The 17,707-nt window shown below is 63.5% G+C and carries 15 protein-coding genes; 6 read left to right on the forward strand and 9 right to left on the reverse strand.

Annotation, left to right across the window (positions count from 1 at the left end; genetic code table 11):
• Positions 1 to 223: 223 nt before the first annotated feature.
• A complete protein-coding gene (locus PLANPX_RS27855) occupies positions 224 to 448 on the reverse strand; it encodes a hypothetical protein (RefSeq protein WP_232536455.1) in 225 nt (74 codons plus the stop codon).
• Between PLANPX_RS27855 and PLANPX_RS01045 the strand changes: the two genes are divergently transcribed.
• Entirely contained in the window at positions 359 to 1,234 is an 876-nt protein-coding gene (locus PLANPX_RS01045; protein ID WP_232536451.1) for a DUF1559 domain-containing protein, read from the forward strand. The genes PLANPX_RS27855 and PLANPX_RS01045 overlap by 90 nt on opposite strands.
• 49 nt (positions 1,235 to 1,283) lie before the next feature.
• Here PLANPX_RS01045 and PLANPX_RS01050 read toward each other — a convergent pair whose 3' ends face one another.
• Both PLANPX_RS01050 and PLANPX_RS28205 read right to left on the reverse strand, forming a co-directional pair.
• On the reverse strand, positions 1,284 to 2,186 hold the full coding sequence (locus tag PLANPX_RS01050) for a FliM/FliN family flagellar motor C-terminal domain-containing protein (RefSeq protein WP_152096934.1): 903 nt from the start codon (positions 2,184 to 2,186) through the stop codon (positions 1,284 to 1,286).
• A 181-nt stretch (positions 2,187 to 2,367) separates the two neighbouring features.
• Positions 2,368 to 2,493 carry a hypothetical protein gene (locus tag PLANPX_RS28205; RefSeq protein ID WP_261344413.1) on the reverse strand — a complete coding sequence of 42 codons (126 nt, stop codon included), beginning with the start codon at positions 2,491 to 2,493 and terminating at the stop codon, positions 2,368 to 2,370.
• Positions 2,494 to 2,687: 194 nt separating this feature from the next.
• Between PLANPX_RS28205 and PLANPX_RS01055 the strand changes: the two genes are divergently transcribed.
• Positions 2,688 to 3,572, forward strand: coding sequence for a hypothetical protein (locus PLANPX_RS01055; protein WP_152096935.1), 885 nt, complete (start codon positions 2,688 to 2,690; stop codon positions 3,570 to 3,572).
• 284 nt (positions 3,573 to 3,856) lie between these two features.
• Positions 3,857 to 4,996, forward strand: coding sequence for a quinolinate synthase NadA (nadA, locus tag PLANPX_RS01060; RefSeq protein ID WP_152096936.1), 1,140 nt, complete (start codon positions 3,857 to 3,859; stop codon positions 4,994 to 4,996).
• Positions 4,997 to 5,151: 155 nt separating this feature from the next.
• Here the strand turns inward: nadA and wrbA are convergent, their stop codons facing one another.
• On the reverse strand, positions 5,152 to 5,766 hold the full coding sequence (wrbA, locus tag PLANPX_RS01065; protein WP_172991780.1) for an NAD(P)H:quinone oxidoreductase: 615 nt from the start codon (positions 5,764 to 5,766) through the stop codon (positions 5,152 to 5,154).
• Between the two features lie 152 nt (positions 5,767 to 5,918).
• Between wrbA and PLANPX_RS01070 the strand changes: the two genes are divergently transcribed.
• The 3 genes from PLANPX_RS01070 to PLANPX_RS01080 all read left to right on the forward strand — a co-directional run bounded on the left by PLANPX_RS01070 (position 5,919) and on the right by PLANPX_RS01080 (position 11,319).
• On the forward strand, positions 5,919 to 8,042 hold the full coding sequence (locus PLANPX_RS01070) for a fused MFS/spermidine synthase (protein WP_152096937.1): 2,124 nt from the start codon (positions 5,919 to 5,921) through the stop codon (positions 8,040 to 8,042).
• Positions 8,043 to 8,165: 123 nt separating this feature from the next.
• Positions 8,166 to 8,561, forward strand: coding sequence for a BlaI/MecI/CopY family transcriptional regulator (locus PLANPX_RS01075; RefSeq protein WP_152096938.1), 396 nt, complete (start codon positions 8,166 to 8,168; stop codon positions 8,559 to 8,561).
• Between the two features lie 10 nt (positions 8,562 to 8,571).
• Positions 8,572 to 11,319 carry a M56 family metallopeptidase gene (locus PLANPX_RS01080; protein ID WP_152096939.1) on the forward strand — a complete coding sequence of 916 codons (2,748 nt, stop codon included), beginning with the start codon at positions 8,572 to 8,574 and terminating at the stop codon, positions 11,317 to 11,319.
• Between the two features lie 185 nt (positions 11,320 to 11,504).
• On the opposite strand, the gene sdhB is transcribed toward PLANPX_RS01080, so the two are convergent.
• The 5 genes from sdhB to PLANPX_RS01105 all read right to left on the reverse strand — a co-directional run bounded on the left by sdhB (position 11,505) and on the right by PLANPX_RS01105 (position 17,631).
• On the reverse strand, positions 11,505 to 12,368 hold the full coding sequence (sdhB, locus tag PLANPX_RS01085; RefSeq protein WP_152096940.1) for a succinate dehydrogenase iron-sulfur subunit: 864 nt from the start codon (positions 12,366 to 12,368) through the stop codon (positions 11,505 to 11,507).
• Positions 12,369 to 12,552: 184 nt separating this feature from the next.
• Complete coding sequence (locus PLANPX_RS01090; protein WP_152096941.1) at positions 12,553 to 13,863, reverse strand: PQQ-binding-like beta-propeller repeat protein; 1,311 nt, start codon at positions 13,861 to 13,863, stop codon at positions 12,553 to 12,555.
• A 22-nt stretch (positions 13,864 to 13,885) separates the two neighbouring features.
• A complete protein-coding gene (locus PLANPX_RS01095) occupies positions 13,886 to 14,608 on the reverse strand; it encodes a hypothetical protein (RefSeq protein WP_152096942.1) in 723 nt (240 codons plus the stop codon).
• A 78-nt stretch (positions 14,609 to 14,686) separates the two neighbouring features.
• Entirely contained in the window at positions 14,687 to 16,687 is a 2,001-nt protein-coding gene (gene sdhA, locus PLANPX_RS01100) for a succinate dehydrogenase flavoprotein subunit (RefSeq protein ID WP_152096943.1), read from the reverse strand.
• Between the two features lie 83 nt (positions 16,688 to 16,770).
• Positions 16,771 to 17,631 (reverse strand): succinate dehydrogenase cytochrome b558 subunit, encoded by an 861-nt coding sequence (locus PLANPX_RS01105; RefSeq protein ID WP_232536275.1) that lies wholly within the window; start codon positions 17,629 to 17,631, stop codon positions 16,771 to 16,773.
• Positions 17,632 to 17,707: the final 76 nt, after the last annotated feature.

Genomic DNA, 17,707 nt, shown 5'->3' on the forward strand with positions numbered 1-17,707 from the left:
AACCGGGGGGAGCATGGCGTCGCGTCCCACCCCCGATTTGAAGAACCGGGGGCGAAGCAGTTCTCTTGTTCGCGGAAACGTCGCAGGCGATGATGCCGATTGGTTCGCTCCGGCGGGTCATTGACCCGCGGCTCGTCTGGCTTCTCCGCACATGCAATTCCGCATCGCCGACGTAGTCTATCTCTTCACGTTATATGCGACAAGCTTTGCTGCCTTTGGGCCGTTAGGGTTCTTGGTTGGCACGATCGTCGGACTCTTTTGGTTGGGCGTTTTTAAAACGTTCAGGATGAAGCTCGTTGAGTTCCTGATTGTCGTCATGATCGTTGGAACGTTGGTCGGATTGATTTTTTCGGCCCAGATGGGCTCGCGAGAGCCATACCGAGTTGCCGGTTGTCGGCACAATCTCACTAATCTTGCGAAAGCATTGCTCGCCTTCGACGCCGGTCATGGCCATCTGCCGCAAGCGATCGTTCCGGATTCCCAGGACCGGCCGATGCACAGTTGGCGGACCTCGATTCTTCCCCAACTCGACCAACAGTCGCTCGCAAGCGCCTACGATCTCTCGCAGCCTTGGGATAGCCCGAAGAACTCAGCAACGCTCAGCGCTGGCATCGAGCTATTCGAATGCCTCAGCGATCCGCCTAGCCAAGCGAATGCACCGCATACCAGCTACTTCGCGATCGTCGGCTCGCAAACGGCGTGGCCGAAGGACCGCGGGCTTGCACCCAACGAGATTACCGATGGCCGCGAAGCGACGCTGCTATTATTGGAAGTCGCCGGGTGGGACGTCCCTTGGGGAAAGCCGCGCGATCTCACTTACGACGAAGCCCTCAACGTGCTGCTGGGCAAGTCGCCCCCATCAAGCCGATTTGCGGCGTCCGCGTACGGGCCAGTGACTCACCGTTACTACAGCAAGCCGGGGCACTTCTACAAAGGGCACGGAACGCCCAGGCCCGGCTTCCATGCCGCGTTTGCCGACGGAAAGGTTCGCTTTCTACCAGTGCCGCTGCCAGAAGAAATAGCCAAGGCGCTCCTCACCGCGAACGCCGGCGACCACGTGGATTGGGAGGAGTTCGAGCGTCTCACCGCGTCGCAGCTCGATTACGCGAAGATTTACGCGACGATCGCATTTGCCATCGTTGCGTTATGGCCCGTGCGGCGAGTGTTTCGCAAGCGATCCGTTTTAGCCCCCGGTTTGAAGAACCGGGGGCTAAGCGGGGGAATGTCGAAATGACCTTCACGCCAACAGCGAGCCGCGGGGTTCATCCCCGCGGTCCTGGCCGCTACGCCGAGCGGCGCTTCGCCGTCACAAAATGCTCCGGCGGCAACAACATCGCGGTAACGCGGAAGCCGAACTTCTCGCCGACTTTCACCGCTTCGCCTTCGGCGACGGCGTTCTCGCCGACGACCAGCCGCAACAACTCCTCGCACCCCTTCTCGAACTTGATGATCGAACCGGGCGCGAGCGAGATCACTTCTTGCAGCGTCTCCTTCTTGCTGGCGAGTTCGACGCTCACCGGGACGCTAATCTTCAGCAAGCTGCGCGAGTAGCCCGGCAGACCGCTGAAGTCGGGCGGCTGGGCGCTGCGGGCGGCAGGTGCGGCCGCCGGCTTGGGCGGCGCGGCTGGCTTCGGCGCTGGTTTCGGTTCGGGCGCTGGCGCGGCGGCGGCTGGCGGAGCCGCGACGGCGAGCAGAGCGGCCGGCGCGGTCAGCGGCCAAACGATCCGCAGGACGCCCGACTTGTCGCCCGCGGCGACCTTGAGCGCCACCTGCGTTGCGTCGCCGGCGACTCCGGCTGCGGCGAGCGCGCTCTTCAAGTTGGCGACGTAGCTGGTCTTCGTCTCGCCGACAGGCAACGCCTCCGGCAAGACGATCATGCTGAACTCTTGCGCTAGCGTTGCTAGCTTGCTCGTGCCGGTGGCGTCAGGCTTTTGATACCACGCGGGGAGCAGGCCCGACGCTTCGGGCAAGATGGCGACAAGCGCCGCTGCGCCGACGTTGAACAGCACCGCGAGACCGGGGCCGTCGAGTTCCGCGGCGTTGACTTCTGCAAACGGCGCCGAGTCGCCGACTTCCGCGGTGAACGTCCCATCGAGCGCTCGGCTGAGCGCTTCCGCGGCGTCGCCTGTGCCGCTGCGGCACATCTCAAGGAGCGAAGACGCGAGTTCTGGGTTGAGTTCACTCATGACGCGGCGATGCCGAGATCTCGATGCATGCAGACAAGTGGGCGCAATCGCTGACGATGCGCTTTCGCATAGTCGTTATCGGCGTGCTAACCGTCAAACTTGATCGGTCCCGAAGTTTGGTCATCTGGGTATTTGTGGGAGGGGTCTCTGACCCCGAAGCGGCGTCGAGGCGCAGTAGCCGCTAGCGGTGGTGGCCGGCATCGGCGTCGGAGACGCCTCCCACAGGTGATTTTTCGACGACGCCTTTTTGGTCGGCAATCGTCCAACTCGGCTGAGCGGCGGCAGGCCACTGGGCCCCGTTCGGCACGCCATCCAATCGGGGGGAGAAACTCGTTTCACCCCGGATTTCTCCGCGGTAAACCGTACTTCGGTCCAGCGGCGGTCGCCCTTTGGCACAACGCTTGCGGTTCAAATTTCACGGAGAGGGACGACTTCCATCAGCAACTGTCCACGGTATTTGGACGCTTCGAAACAGAATTGTTTGTACGAGGAGATGTAACGATGACACGCTACACGAAACGAGCCGGCGCGCTGCTTGGCGCCGCCGCATTGTTCTTCACGCCGGCGGCCTACGCCCAAGACCTTGGAGGCGCGCTGGGCGGCGCTACTGAGGCTGTGACAGGCGGCACGGGAGCAAGCGTCGAATCGGCGGCGGGCGTCGCGACCGACGCCACGAACGCCGGCGCTGGCGCCACCGTCGCGTCGCAGGCGAACTCCGGCGCGGCCAACATCGCCGCCTCGACTTCGCAACCTGCAGCCAGTGTCGGTGGGCAGACCGCCGTTGGCGCACCGGTCGCCGCACCGCCAATTCCTGCGACTCCCGGACGAGCGGCTGCTCAAGTCGGCGTTGGGGTCGCCCCAGGCCAAACGAACGTCAACGTCGGAGCGAACGCGGCGACTCAACCCGGCGCGGCGGCCGCTGCGCTCGGAGCCAATGTCGGAGCCAACGCCAACGCCACGGCCGGCAACGACCGCAATGCTCGCTGGCGCTTTAAGCAACACAACGGCGAGTGGTGGTATTGGAATCCTGGCAACTACTGGCAGTATCACCGCGATGGTAACTGGAGTCGCTACGATCAGGCGAACTACAACTACCCGCGTGGCTACCGTGCGAATGTCGGCGGCGTCTACCAAGGTCGCGGCTACGGCCAGCAGTACAACGGCGGCTACCGTTACGGCGCCGGCTACCGTGGGTACAACGATGGCTACGGCTACGGGAACCCTGGCTACGGTAATGGTTACGGCCCCGGCTACGGCGGTCAGTACAACGGCAACCAGGGCTACCGCGCTGGCGCCAATGTCGGCGGAGCGATTGGCGGGGCCGTCGGCGGCAACCAAGGCGCGAATATCGGCGCCGCCATCGGTGGAGCGCTCGGAGCCGACTAAACGTCGCTTAGGTCGGTAGGGTTGGGCCGGCAGCACAAGCCGCTGAAGCCAATCTTACCACTGAAACATGCGGAGAATCTCTCTCCGGCGGGTGGATCGTCATCGACGGTCCGCCCGTTTTTTTATGCGCCGAGGCCGCGAACGTGGCCGGTCCCTGTGAACCTGGCCGCTGCCGCCCGCCACCATTTCTCATATAATGGGACGACGGCCATAGCCGCCGCTCCCGCACAGACCGTCCGCTAGCCCATCGCCAGCCCGCACGCCCCGGCGACCCATCGACGCCCATGACCATCGCCGCTCCCCCTGCCCCGCAGTTCGCACTGCAACCCTACAAGTCGCTCTCGAACGACGAACTGCAGCAGCGGATCGACAAGGTCCGCCAGCAGCTCGGCTCGCGGCTGCTAATCCTCGGGCATCACTACCAGCAGGACGAGGTGATCGCGCTCGCCGACCTCAGCGGCGACAGCTACCAGCTGAGCCAGATGGCCGCCGCCAGCGCCGACTGCCGCTACATCGCATTTTGCGGCGTCCACTTCATGGCCGAGACTGCCGACATCTTGGCAAACCGGCCGGAGAAACTTGCCGAACGCCACGGCGAGCGTGTGCAAGTGGTGCTACCCGATCTCGCCGCCGGCTGCTCGATGGCCGACATGGCCGGCATCCGGCAAATCGAATCGGCGTGGGATCAACTCGCCGAGGTCATCGACACCGAAGACATCACCCCCGTCACCTACATCAACTCGGCCGCGAGTTTGAAGGCGTTCGTCGGCCGGCACGGCGGCATCGTTTGCACGAGCAGCAACGCAAAGGCGGCGCTCGAATGGGCCTTCGCCCGCACGAGCCGCGTGATGTTCTTCCCCGACCAACACCTCGGCCGCAACACGGCGACGGGGATGGGCATCCCGCTCGAGCAGATGCCGGTGTGGGATCCGTACGCCGACGAACTCGGCGGCAGCACCGAAGAGCAAATCCAGACCAGCCGCGTCATCCTGTGGAAGGGGCACTGCAGCGTTCACCAAATGTTCCGGCCGGAGCACGTTGCACTCGCGCGGAAGAATCACCCCGGCATCAAGATTCTCGTCCATCCCGAGTGTCCGCGCGAGGTCTTCGAACTCGCCGACGAATCGGGGAGCACCGGCAAGATCATCAAGACGGTCGAAGCGGCGCCGCCGGGGACGAAGTGGTCGATCGGCACCGAACTGCACTTAGTGAACCGCCTCAAGCAGCAGCACCCCGAGCAAGAGATTCACTTCCTCTCGCCGGTCGTCTGCATGTGCGCCACGATGTACCGCATCGACCTCGCCCACTTGGCGTGGAGCCTCGAGAACCTCGCCGTCGGCACGCCGGTGAACATCATCGAAGTCGATGAGGAAACGTCAAAGTGGTCGCTCGTCGCGTTGGAGCGGATGTTGGAAGTGCAGTAGCGCCAAGTCACGTCAGTAGCCGCGGGTCAACGACCCGCCGGAGCGGTGCGTTTTGGCGTTGCCCCAATTAGCCCCCGGTTCTTCAAACCGGGGGCTCTAACGCCGCCGCCTCTCCCCCCGGTTTGAAGAACCGGGGGCAAAAACGCCGCCACCGCTTACTTACCCACAAGCTTCGCGGTAATCTCCGCCACATGCCGCCCCTGGAACCGGGCGATCGCGAGCTCATTCTCGCTCGGCTGCCGCGAACCATCCGCCCCCGCCAGCGTCCCCGCGCCATACGGCGAGCCGCCGGTGATCTCGTTCATGTTCGTCAGCTCCGCGCAGCTGTACGGCACGCCGACGATGATCATGCCGTGATGGAGCAGCGTCGAGTGAAAGCTAGTGATCGTCGTCTCCTGACCGCCATGTTGCGTGCCGGTGCTGGTGAAGACGCTACCGACTTTGCCAATCAGCCCCCCCTTGGCCCACAGGCCGCCGGTTTGGTCGAGGAAGTTTCGCATCTGGGCCGCCATGTTGCCGAACCGCGTCGGCGTGCCGAAGATGATCGCATCGGCCTCGGCGAGTTGTGCCGCGGTGGCGACCGGCACGTTGGCGAAGCCATCGCGAACTTTCTTGGCGCCGGTTCGTTCGAGCGCCGCATCCGGTACGAGCTCGGCCACCTGGTAGAGCGACACCTCGGCCCCCGCCACTTCCTTGGCCCCTGCCGCGACCGCTTCGGCCATCTGATGGATGTGGCCGTACATGCTGTAGAAAATGACCTGAATCTTCACGGCAGCGCTCCTTTGTTTCCTTTGCCTTCTCGGTTCTTTGAACCTGAGGCCAATTCATTCAACCCCGGCAATCGGGCGAACCATCGCCACCGATCTTACCACTCTCCGCCCCCGCATCTAGCCGCCTGCGTCCCAGCAACGAGAATAGGAGGATGAACCCAGACAATGCCGCTCCGCTCGCTGCTCGCCCCTCGCGAGCGATCGACTTCGCCCTCGCCGCGACGGCCGCGCTCAGCGCGTGGTTGATCTTCCAAGTCCAGCCGATGGTCGCTAAGCGAATCCTGCCATGGTTCGGCGGCGGCACGGCCGTGTGGACGACGGTGATGCTGTTTTTTCAAGCGGCTCTGTTCTTCGGCTACCTCTACGCGCACCTCGCGACGAAGTGGTTTACGCCGCGCCGGCAGGTTCACCTGCACGTCGCCCTGTTGGCCGCCGCAGCGATGCTCGCCGCGATCGTCGGCGTGCTGCCGAGCGACGAGTGGCGGCCCAGTGGCAGCGGCCCGCCGGCCCTGCACATTTTGGTGATGCTCGCCGCCGCGGTCGGGCTTCCCTATCTCTCGCTTTCCGCAACGGCTCCCCTCACGCAGGTCTGGTTCGCCCGCATCCATCCCGGGCGTTCCCCCTATCGGCTCTATGCCCTGTCGAACGCCGGATCGCTCGCGGCGCTTCTCAGCTATCCATTCCTCGTGGAGCCGAATCTTGGCGTCTCCGCACAGGGAGTTTCGTGGTCTGGGCTCTTCGTCGTCTTCGCGCTACTGTGCGCCTGGAGCGCCTTAGCCTCGCTGAAGTCCCGCGACAAATCGATCGCGCCGTCAAGCGCCGACGCCCCCGATGTCTCCGCTCCAAGCAAGTTGCAACGATTCTTCTGGCTCGCGTTGCCGGCGACGGCTTCGGCTACGCTCTTGGCGATCACGACCTATCTCTGCCAAGACGTGCCGTCGATGCCGCTGTTGTGGATCGCGCCGATGGTCGTCTACCTGCTCAGCTTCATCCTGACGTTCGACAGCGACCGCTGGTATCGCCGCGACGTCTGGTTTTCGATCGGCGCGCTCGCTTCATTCGCCGCCGTCATTTCATGGTTTCAGAAAAACGCGGCGCCGTTGCCGACGATGCTCGGCGTGCATCTCACGCTGCTGGCGGCGATCTGCATGATCTGCCACGGCGAACTCGTTCGTCGGCGTCCTGGCGCGAGCCGGCTCACAGCATTTTACCTGAGCATCGCGGCCGGCGGCGCGATCGGCGGGCTGCTCGTCGGCATCGTCGCGCCGCTCGTGCTCAGCGACTACTACGAATTGCAACTAAGCGTGCTGGCGACGTGGGGACTCGCGCTGCTCGCTCTTGTCACCGACCCCGCGTCGCCCTACTTCGACGGCGGCAAACGCGAACGCTACGCCGGTACCTTGGGAATGGTCGCGCTGCTCGTCTTGCTCGCGATCTGCATGGGAATCAACGTCGTCAAGCTGCGGGAAGGCGTCGTGCAGCGGGCGCGCAACTTCTACGGCGTGCTCACCGTGCGGCACATGAATCAAAACTCTCCCGATGAGTTTGTTGAACTCTCCAACGGCCGTACCACGCACGGCGGGCAATTTATTGCGGAAGCGAATCGCCGCGTTCCCATGTGGTACTACCACGCCGACAGCGGCGTCGGCATCCTCATGCGCGAAACGTCCGGCGACGCTCCGCGCCGCGTCGGCGTCATCGGCCTGGGCGTCGGGACGCTCGCCGCCTATGCGGAGCCCGGAGAAACATTCCGCTTCTACGACATCAATCCGCAAGTTATCGATCTGGCCGCCGATTTTTTTCACTACCTGGGCGAAGCGAACGGTCGCGGCGCGACGATCGAACTGATCGAGGGGGATGCTCGGATCGCACTCGAGAATGAACCGCCGCAAAACTTCGACATCCTGGTGCTCGACGCCTTCAACAGCGACTCGATTCCCGCCCACCTGCTCACGCTCGAAGCGTTCGAACTTTACCTGAAGCATTTGAAGGAGCCGAACGGCTTCCTGGCAGTCCACGTTTCCAGCGTCCACCTCGATCTGATTCCGGTCGTCAAAGCCGCGGCCGAGAAATTCGGCCTGCACGGCGCCATTATCGAAGTGCCGCCCGACGACACCCCTTCCACCGCGGGATGCACTTGGGTGCTGCTGAGCCGTCAGCCGAACCCGTTCGTCGACCTCGACGTCGCGATTCCGCTCGGCGAAGGCGCCGGCGCCGTGCCGTCGGTCACCTGGACCGACGATTACAGCTCGCTGCTCGACGTGCTGAAGGATTAAGACGCTTTTTGACGCTTGCGTTTACGGCTCGCGAAAAACTCCACTTGCCAACTATGACTCGTGTCGTAATACTACCGCAGTCGTAATTAAGGGTTCTTCGCCGCGGCCACGGATGTGCTCGCCATGCCTCGTAAATCGCCTCTCCCCCGGCTCGCCGCCGGCGAACTCGAAATGCTGCAAATGCTGTGGCGCGAGGGGAGCGTCACCATCAGCGAAGCCCAGCAGGCCCTCGGCCTGCCGATCGGCTACACGACCGTGCAAACGCGGCTCAATCGCCTCGTGAAGAAGGGCGCCGCCGCCCGCACGCCCGAACGGCCGGCTAAGTATTCCGCCGCCATCTCCGCCGCCGACGTCGGGCAGACCGATCTCGACACGCTCGTCGAGCGCGTCACCGCCGGCCGCGTCACGCCGCTGGTCGCCCATTTGCTTGAGCGGCACAAGCTCTCCGCCGCCGAGATCAAAGAGTTGAAAGCACTCGTCGCCGCGGCGGAACGCAAGTCCCGCGGCCGCCAATCGTAGCGAGGTCCGCATGACGCTCGTCGACATCGCCGTTGCTTTGGTTCGCACGACGCTGGCCACGTCGCTTGCCGCGCTCGTCGCGTGGGCGTTGCTCGCAGCGCTGCGCGTGAGTTCCCCCCGCATTCACCGCGTTGCGTGGCTGTTAGTCATCGCGCAAGGCTGGCTATTCTTCCCCTTTACCATCCAAATCGAATCCCCCGCCCCGCCAACTCCAAAGCGAGCCGCTGGCTTTATGCCAGCGGTAATTCCGGAGCCAGAAGTTATCTCCTTCGAGAACGGATCTGAATGGGTCCAAGACCCGTTGACGACTGGCGCCTCAACAATCGTTGAAGTCCCGCCGTCACAAGCATTCCCCGACCCCTTACCGTTCGCTATCGGCGCATGGCTACTCGGCGCGATCACGCTCGTCACCATCGCCGCCTATCGCTACCTGCGAGTCCTCCGCACGTTCCCGCTCGGCTCACCGCCCGACGATCCGCAGTGGCAAGCCGAATGGGACTCGGCGCGCAGCAGTGCGAAGCTTCGCCGCCATCAAACCGTGACGCTCCGCATCACCGCCGCGCTCGGCCCGCTTCTCCACTGGGCGCCCTGGGCCTACTTCATCCTCGTGCCGCGATCGCTCTGGAGTAGCTTGCAGGCCGCCGAACGCTCGGCAATCCTCCGCCACGAATTCGCTCACCTCCGTCGCAACGATCTTTGGAAGTCGCTGGCGATCCGCGTCCTCGCGCTGCCGCAGTGGTTCAACCCACTCGCCTGGCTCGCGGTCCGCCGGTTCGACGAAGCCGCCGAATGGGCCTGCGACGACGCCGCAGCCCGCAACGCCAACGACCGCCTCGCGTTCGCCAACTCGCTGCTCCAGTCGGCCGAATACGCCCTCGCCCCCTACCCCGCCAGCGCCCCCGCCGCCCGCGGCACGCTGACGCGCAGAATCCGTCGCCTCGTCAGTCCGAGATTCAAGGAGGAATCGAAGATGAAACTGTTGCTTGTCCCAACCCTGCTTGTAGTGGCCGCCGCTGCCCAGACGATTCGCATCGAGCGCGTTGCCGCAGAGCTGCCTCAGCAACCGTCCAACTCCCACAGCTGGTCGCTCGCAGAGGAATTTTCCGTTCCGCTCGCAGAACGCTTGGAGAATACCAAGCGACGGCACGCGCAACTGCTCGCCGAAAGGCAGCGCGCTGTGGATGCTGCCGAGAGTTCGAACAATGCCGCGACGCAGGATGGGCGGCACTCGGGCCCGCCGGCAAGCATCGAGCAAATGAACTTCGATCAGCTGGCGAAAGAGTTTGAACAATTCGCTCACATGAATTACGTGATCGAACCGCCGGACATACTATCGATTCGCGTCACTCCCCGACTTTCAAATGCCGTAAGAGGAAACGGACCGATTGCGAACGTCGGCCCCCCGCGTTTGAAAGTTGCCGTCGCGCCGAGCGGCGCGACGAAACGTTTTCTCGTCGAGATGGATGGCAGGATTTCTCTTAAGCCATATGCATCAGTCTACGTGGCAGGCATGACGCTCGACGAAGCGAAGCACGCGATCCAAGTCGCGTTAGATAGTCGCGGCATCGAGAACGACGTGCAAGTGAGCGTCGACCAGTTCAACAGCAAAGTTTACTACGTGATCACTGAGGGAGCAGCCGAAGGCGACGACGTGACGCGACTCCCGATTCCATACCCAGTCGATGGGAAGGAGACTGTCGGCGCCGCGATTGCTCGGATCTACGCCCACCCGGAGGATCTCGCGAATCCCAAGGGGCTCATCGCGAATGCGACGATCACGCTGCATCGCGTTGCTCTCAAGCATCCGGGGGCCTCGCGAATCTACGCCATCGAGTGGGATCCGGCGCTACAGGCTCCTACGCCGCTCACGAATTATTGCCTCCTGCCCGGCGATCGCATTTTCATCCGTTCGAAGGAGTCTATTGAACGGGGAGCTGTTTCCCGCGCGAAGGCGCCGTCGGCTCCCCAAGAGGTTAATCCCCAGGAACTGCCAAGAGATGGCGATTACTACAAACCGGAGAGGGCTGAGATGCGGCAATCGACTTACCGCCTGCAGCCTCACGACACGATCAAACTGCGCGTCGAACGTCCTCATCGGCCTGCCTACACGCTCACTTGGGGCGATTTCGAAGGAGATTTCACCGTCAATCACGACGGCGACGTCAAGCTAGGTCGCGCCGCAGCAGGTGCTGCCGTTGTCGTCGCCGGCTTAACCGCCAATGAAGCTCGCGAAGCGATCGAGCAAGAACTTCGCAAGGAATCGCCTGGTTGCGAACTGCAACTCACCCTCAGCACGCTCGCCACAGAGAAGTATGTCATTTCGATTCAGCGTGCCGACGGAACGGAACTGGCCGTTGGCGCGCTCCGCTCCGATTGTCTTTCCAAGTCAGACTTCTCGGAGTGGACTTATTTTCGCTCGTTTATTGCCGAACTCGCGCCGATCACCGAAGTGAAGCTCGAACGCACCGACCGTCATGGCAAGACCGAGTCAATCAAACTTGCGACGATTTGGGACGCTATTCAGGCCCCTCAAATGCTGGCCAATGATCATCCGGTTCGCCCCGGGGATCGACTCGTCGTCACCGTCGCCGATGATTGGCAGCCGCGTGTCTTTCCTGCCTGGCTTGAGCCACGCGACATCCAACGAAAGCGTGGTCAAACGCTTTTCCGAATCGTGGAAGGATGGAGCCAAGTCGGTGGCGTCAAATTCGACCACCCCGACGTCCAGCGCCCCGCCGGCCCGAAGTACAGCCGCTAGCCGGAGGCCCACGGCCTCCGGGCGGCGCCAACAATTGGCGTCGATTCCCGCCAAGCCCATTTAGCCGCGGGCGATAGCCCGCGAACCCGCCGCAAGCGGCGGGCCTAAATGGCCGCTGCGTGATGGCGAACGAATCGGCTTTGCCGCGAATCGGGATCACCATTCACGGCTCGCCGATCACCGCATTACGAATCAAACCACTTCGTGAACATCCGCACCGTCGTCTGCCGCCCGGCGCGGGCGATCGACTTAGTCAGCGGGATCGATTTCGGACAAACGGCGACGCAATTTTGGGCGTTGCCGCAGACTTGGATGCCGCCCGGTTCCATGAGGGCGTCGAGGCGTTCAGCCTTCTTCATGGCGCCCGTTTGGTTGTCGTTGAACAGCATCGCCTGGCTAATCGCCGCGGCGCCGACGAAGCCGTCTTGGAAGGCTTCGTTCTCGCGCTTCGTGAAGTCGGCGTCGCTCTCGCCCGGCAGGCGTTCGACTTCGATCTTCGTGTACTGCGGGCACGCCTCGACGCAGCAGCCGCAGGTCATGCACTCGCTGAGCGGGTAGCGCGTCCCTTGCATCTGCGGCGACTCGCGCGGGCCGGCGCCGCGATCGAAGTAGTCGTCCACTTCGATCCACGCCTGGACCTTCTCGAGGGCCTGGAACATTCGCCGACGGTCGACGCACAGGTCGCGCAGCACGGGGAACTTGCTCATCGGCCGCAGTTCGATCGCTTCGTTGTCTTCGAGCAGACGGTCGACCAGCGCCGAGCAGGCTTGGCGGGTCTTACCGTTGATCAGCATCGTGCAGGCGCCGCAGACCTCTTCCAGGCAGTTGCAGTCCCACGCGACGGGCGTCGTCGAGGCGCCGTCGGCCGTGGTGGCCTGGGCGGCGATCTTCTGCAGCACGCTGATGACGTTGAGGTTCGGCTCGTAGGTGACGCGATGGCGTTCCCAGCGGCTCCCCTCGCCCGGGGCCTCCTGGCGCAACACGCGAACTTCGAACGAGTTCGGCTTCTTCGATTCGTGACCGGTCGTAGACGTAGCGTGGGAAGACATCGAAGGTTCCACAAACTGGGCGATTTTCGAGCGTTCTTGCAATTGTAGGAGAATCAGTTCCCCTCGCCAACCGAGGTAGTTGGCAGGGTTCGGGGTTCAGGGTTCAGATTTTTGGAACTCGGTTACGGGCATTTTCTGAACCCTGAACCCCGAACCCTGCCATCCGCGCCCTCCGTCGATCTTTTCACTTCTTAAGATCCACCCGGATCAGTTCCTTATCGTTCCGGGCAAACACGCTCTGCATGGCGAACGCCGGGTGCGACCAGACCGTCATCCGCCGCTGGATAGGCTGCAGCGGCTCGATCAGTTCAGCCCGGCTAATTTCGCGATAGCCTTCGGGCGAAAGCTCGGCGGTGATCAGTTCCCCCTGCTCGTTGGCGATGTAGACCCGCCGGCCACTCATTTCGCCGTGCGGGATGAGGAAGGCGTTCCACCAGCGACCCTTGCCGGTCGCGTCGAGCGTTTCCCACACCATCTCGCCGTTGTCGGCTTTCAGGCACCGCAGCTGGCCGTAGCTGCTGATGCCGTAGACGTAATCTTCGGTGAAGATCGGCGTCGGCATGATCGAGTGGATGCTGTCGTTCTTCAGGTCGTTGTTCCCCTTGCCCGTGGTCCACAGCACGGTCGGCGTGACGCCGTCGGCGCCGAGGTCGAGCATCATCGGCCCTTCGTAGAACGCCGTGACGAACAGCCGATTGCCAACTTGCCGCGGCGTGGCGACGCAGAGCGCCGCCTGCAGCGGGAACGGAACTTCCCACAAGAGGGTGCCGGTGGCGGGATTGAGCGACGACACGTGCGAGGCGTGCCAAATGATGAGTTGCCGTCGGCCGCCGAACTCCATGATCACCGGCGGGCAGTAGCCGACTTCGGGGTCGTCGAGCGCTCGCCAGAGTTCCTGGCCGGTTCGTTTGTCGAAGCTGACGACAAGCGCCCCGTTCTCGCCGCCGGCGAGGACGATCACCTGGTCCCCGTCGATGAGCGGCGCCGCGGCGAGGCCCCACGTTGGGAGCTTCGTCCCCACGGCATCGACGAGGTATTTTTCCCACACGACGTCGCCGGTCGCCGCCCTCAAGCAAAGCAAGTGGCCAACGGCGCCGAGAGTGTAGACCAATTCGCCGTCGACCGTCGGCGTCGCACGCGGGCCGAGCGGGTAGCTGATGCCGTACGAGGCGTCGTAGGAGTGCTGCCACAGTGGCTTGCCGTCGGCGGCGTCGAAGCAGAGGACGCGCTCCAGATTCTTCTCGGCGATGCGATCGGTGACGAACACGCGACCATCGGCCACCGCCGGGCCGGCGTAGCCTGCACCGATCGGCGCCGACCAAACGCGCGGCAGTTTGCCCTCGGGAAGCTTTTCGACGACGTTAGCTTCCCGCCATACGATGTCGCGTTGCGGGCCGCCCCATTGCGGCCAGTCGTCGGCGCGAAGCACGGCCGTGGATATCGACGCGAACGCCGCCAAAGCAATGAATGCCGCGCGTGAGCAAGCCTTGGCCATGATGCGTTCTCCGAAGACGCGGCTACTTCGTCGGTGCGGTAGCCTTAACTTCCTTCGCCGGCTTCGCCTCGACGCCGTTCAACTGAAAATCGTCCCAGTTGCCGTTGTCGTCGAACGTCCCCAGCCCGACTTGGCCCCAAGTGAACGTCTTGTCCTTCGCGGCCATCAGCGGCTCGTCCATGTCGTCGAAGTAAACCTCGATCGTCCCGTCAACGGCGTTGCGGATGACGCGGACCTCATGCCAGCCGGTGGTCCACGGCGTTCCCTCGGCCGTCTTTGTGGTGATCGGCGTGCGGGCCGCGCCGTTCACAATGAAGATTTGGCAGGCGTTGGGATCGGAGACGGCGCCGAAATGGACGTAATAGTAGTGCGTCGGATCTTGGTAGCCCCAGAAGATGCACATGTCGCGATGCGGGCCGGCGTCGACGTTGGTGCTTTGCACCTTGGCCGTCAGTTCGAAATCGCCGACGGTGACGTCTTTCAGCAGAGCGATGTTCGGCGGGCTGCGAAATTTCGGCTGGTAGGCGCTCTTGCCGGTGGTGCGAAACACCTTGGTCGGCTTGCCGGCGGCGTTCTTCAGGTCGACGACTTGCCACGTCGGCTTCGCCGGATCGACGTCGGTCGTCTGCCAGCTCTCGATGCCGTTTTCGAAATCGTCGGCAAAGAGGAGCGGGTAAGTATCGGCGGCCCGCGCTACGGGGAACGCCAGCAAGCACCAGATCGCCAGAGTCGACAATGTTCGCATGAGATCCTCGTTGAAAAGTCGTTGCTCAGTGCGTCGTCGCTCGTTCAGTTCGAAGCTCGCGAACTGCGGTCGGCGACCTTACGCCACGGGCTGCGGAGCATTCGCCGCCTTGGCGCCGTTGTTCTTATGCTTCGCTTGCCGCTCCCGCCAAGCTTCTTCGATCATTTCGGCGCCGACCAACCCGTACAGCCGCGGCCGTGGCGTGACGAGCGTCGTGTCGACGTCTTCGTACCGCAGGTGAGGCTCGCCGTTGGCGTCGACTTCCGCGATCGTCGTCTTCAGCCACTTGCGATTCTTCTCTTCGAACTTGTCGCACCATTCTTCGGCTTGGCGGTGCTTTTCGGGCGGCGAGGCGTCGGCGTCGATGCCCGGCATGTCGAACGCCGGCTTGTAGTGGGCGCCGCGGCATTCGTCGCGGGCGAGGGCGCCCTTCAGAATCGCCTTGGCGATCGGGAACATATCCCGCAGCGACTTGGTGAAGATGACGTTCTGGTTGGTCCAGTTGCCGGTGTCGGAGAGCGAGCAGTTCTTTACCCGCTCGGCGAGGTCGTTCACCTTCTCGATCGCGTCGCGCAGCTGGCCGTTCTCGCGGACCACCGTGGCGGCCTTCGTCATCACGTCGCCAAGCTGCTGGTGAATGAGATACGGGTTCTCGCGACCACCCTGGCGATTGAGCAGGTCGTCGTGCTCAAGCTGCTTCACGGCCCGTTGGCCGCGGAGGAGTTGGTCGTACTTCTCGTCGCTGGCAGAATCCTTCAGCGAGGCGATCGATTTCTGGATGCCAGGCGCGGCGAACAATCCGCTGAAGATGCACGACAGCAGCGAGTTGGCGCCGAGCCGATTGGCGCCGTGATACTGATAATCGCACTCGCCCATGGCGTACAGGCCCGGGATGTTTGTCTGCTGGTTGCGCGGCGAACCGGGAACCAGGCCGCCGGCCGCGGTCCGCTCGTAGTCGGCCCACAGGCCGCCCATCGAGTAGTGGACCGCTGGGAAGATCTTCATCGGGACTTCGCGGGGATCGACGCCCTGGAACTTCTCGTAAATGTGGAGAATGCCCCCCAATTTGCGATCGAGTTCCGCCCGCGAGATATGCGTCAGATCGAGGTAGACGCACTGGCGATCGGCGTCGACGCTTAGGCCGTCGTTCACGCAAACACTGAAGATCTCGCGGGTGGCGATGTCCCGCGGCACGAGGTTGCCGTACTTCGGGTAGCGCTCTTCGAGGAAGTAGTAGCGTTCGTTCTCCGGAATCTGCTTTGGATCGCGCGGGTCGTGCGGCTTCCGCGGCACCCAGACGCGGCCGCCCTCGCCACGGGCCGATTCGCTCATCAACCGCAGCTTGTCGGCTCCGGGGATCGCGGTGGGGTGAACTTGAATGAACTCGGCGTTGCCGTAGAGGGCGCCGGCTTGCGTGGCGCGGCTCGCGGCGGCGCCGGTGCAGGCCATCGACATCGTGCTGCGGCCGAAGATCAACCCGCAACCACCTACCGCCAACACCACCGCATCGGCAGGGAAGGCGCGGATCTCCATGTTCACCAAATTCTGCCCGATGGCGCCGCGGCAACGGCCATCGTCATCGAGCACGGGGCTCAGGAAGTCCCAGCCCTCGTAGAAGGTGATCTTGCCCGCCGCGTGCCAACGGCGAACCTGTTCGTCGAGGGCGTACAGCAGCTGCTGGCCAGTGGTGGCGCCAGAAAACGCCGTCCGCTTGAACAGCGTGCCGCCGAAGCGACGTTGATCGCGGAAGCCTTCGGCGGTGCGGTTGAACGGCACGCCGAGCCGGTCCATCAGGTCGATGATCCGCGGCCCCCAGTCGGTCATTTCTTTGACCGGCGGCTGGTGCTGCAAGAAGTCGCCGCCGTAGACGGTGTCATCGAGATGCTTCGACTCGTTGTCGCCCTGCTGGCGAGTCAGCTCGTTAACGCTGTTGATGCCGCCCTGGGCGCACACGCTGTGCGAGCGCTTCACCGGCGTGAGGCTCATCACGTCGACGTCGACGCCACCCTCGGCGAGTTGCATCGCCGCGGCCAATCCCGCCAAACCGCCGCCGACTACCAATACGCGTTGCTTTGCCATGTTCGCTTGTTTCCGTCGAGATAGGCCAGCCAGGTCGCAGCGAGTCGCCGGCGGCGTCGGATCGTTTGAGTCAGTGCGGTGGACTAGTTGCCGGCGGCGGCCGCAGCCGCTTCGGCCTCGGGCGTTTCGTCGTCGCCCTCTTCGTCGAGCGGGGCGGCTTCCTTGTGTTCGTTCGGCTGGATGTCGCCGGTGGCGATCTTCAGTTCGACGATGCGATCTTCCTGAGCGCGGACTTCACGCAGCTTCTCCGGCGTGTCGACGGCGGCTCGCAATCCGAAGAGCGCCGTGCCGCTGACGACCATCATCAGCACGCCAAAGGCCGAGCAGACGTACGACGCGCGGCGTTGTGCCGTCGGGCTGGTCCAGACGCCCCAGGTGATCCCCATCGTCCAGATGCCGTTGGCCAGGTGATAAACGCAGGCCGTGACGCCGATGACGTACAACGCGACAACCCAGATCTGCTGCAGCGCCATGCCGGCGGTGCTGGTGGCGTTGTACGGACGGAACTGGGCGCCCCCCATCGGTCGGACGACGTAGTGGAGCCACGATTCGTTGTGAATCCACCCGTGCATATGCAGCACGTGCAGCATGATGAAGAAGAAGGCGATCACGCCCGTGGCCCGCTGCAGCGTGTAGCGGTAGTTGGCGGCGTACGGGTAGTTGTGATTGTTGGGCATGCCCCCCGCGATGATGAAGAAGCCAAAAATCGCGTGGAACAAAATCGGAATGAAGATGAATCCCCATTCCAGGATCGGCAACAGGTCGCCGAACTTGTGGATGTTCAGCACGTTGTTCTGGAACGTCGCGTCGCCGTTGACGACGCTGGCGTTCACCAACAGGTGAACCACCATGTAGGCGCCCACGGGAATCAAACCGCAGAGCGAGTGGAGGCGGCGAATCAGAAAGTCGTTGCGAACCAAAAACGATTGTCGCGAGCTATCCACGGCGGCGTACTTTCCACGCGAGCGGGGCTGAGGCGCATCGGGCGAGGCGCGCAGGCCTCTGGGGGCGCCCTGCCCT

Source organism: Lacipirellula parvula (genome assembly GCF_009177095.1).
GTDB classification, from domain to species: Bacteria; Planctomycetota; Planctomycetia; order Pirellulales; family Lacipirellulaceae; genus Lacipirellula; species Lacipirellula parvula.

Excerpts from the sequence above, each read along its gene's own strand:
- PLANPX_RS01045 (WP_232536451.1), top strand. The coding sequence starts at position 359 with ATGGGCTCGCGAGAGCCATACCGAGTTGCCGGTTGTCGGCACAATCTC.
- PLANPX_RS27855 (WP_232536455.1), bottom strand. The coding sequence starts at position 448 with ATGACCGGCGTCGAAGGCGAGCAATGCTTTCGCAAGATTAGTGAGATT.
- PLANPX_RS01050 (WP_152096934.1), bottom strand. The coding sequence starts at position 2,186 with ATGAGTGAACTCAACCCAGAACTCGCGTCTTCGCTCCTTGAGATGTGC.
- PLANPX_RS01055 (WP_152096935.1), top strand. The coding sequence starts at position 2,688 with ATGACACGCTACACGAAACGAGCCGGCGCGCTGCTTGGCGCCGCCGCA.
- nadA (WP_152096936.1), top strand. The coding sequence starts at position 3,857 with ATGACCATCGCCGCTCCCCCTGCCCCGCAGTTCGCACTGCAACCCTAC.
- PLANPX_RS01070 (WP_152096937.1), top strand. The coding sequence starts at position 5,919 with ATGAACCCAGACAATGCCGCTCCGCTCGCTGCTCGCCCCTCGCGAGCG.
- PLANPX_RS01075 (WP_152096938.1), top strand. The coding sequence starts at position 8,166 with ATGCCTCGTAAATCGCCTCTCCCCCGGCTCGCCGCCGGCGAACTCGAA.
- PLANPX_RS01080 (WP_152096939.1), top strand. The coding sequence starts at position 8,572 with ATGACGCTCGTCGACATCGCCGTTGCTTTGGTTCGCACGACGCTGGCC.
- sdhB (WP_152096940.1), bottom strand. The coding sequence starts at position 12,368 with ATGTCTTCCCACGCTACGTCTACGACCGGTCACGAATCGAAGAAGCCG.
- PLANPX_RS01090 (WP_152096941.1), bottom strand. The coding sequence starts at position 13,863 with ATGGCCAAGGCTTGCTCACGCGCGGCATTCATTGCTTTGGCGGCGTTC.
- PLANPX_RS01095 (WP_152096942.1), bottom strand. The coding sequence starts at position 14,608 with ATGCGAACATTGTCGACTCTGGCGATCTGGTGCTTGCTGGCGTTCCCC.
- sdhA (WP_152096943.1), bottom strand. The coding sequence starts at position 16,687 with ATGGCAAAGCAACGCGTATTGGTAGTCGGCGGCGGTTTGGCGGGATTG.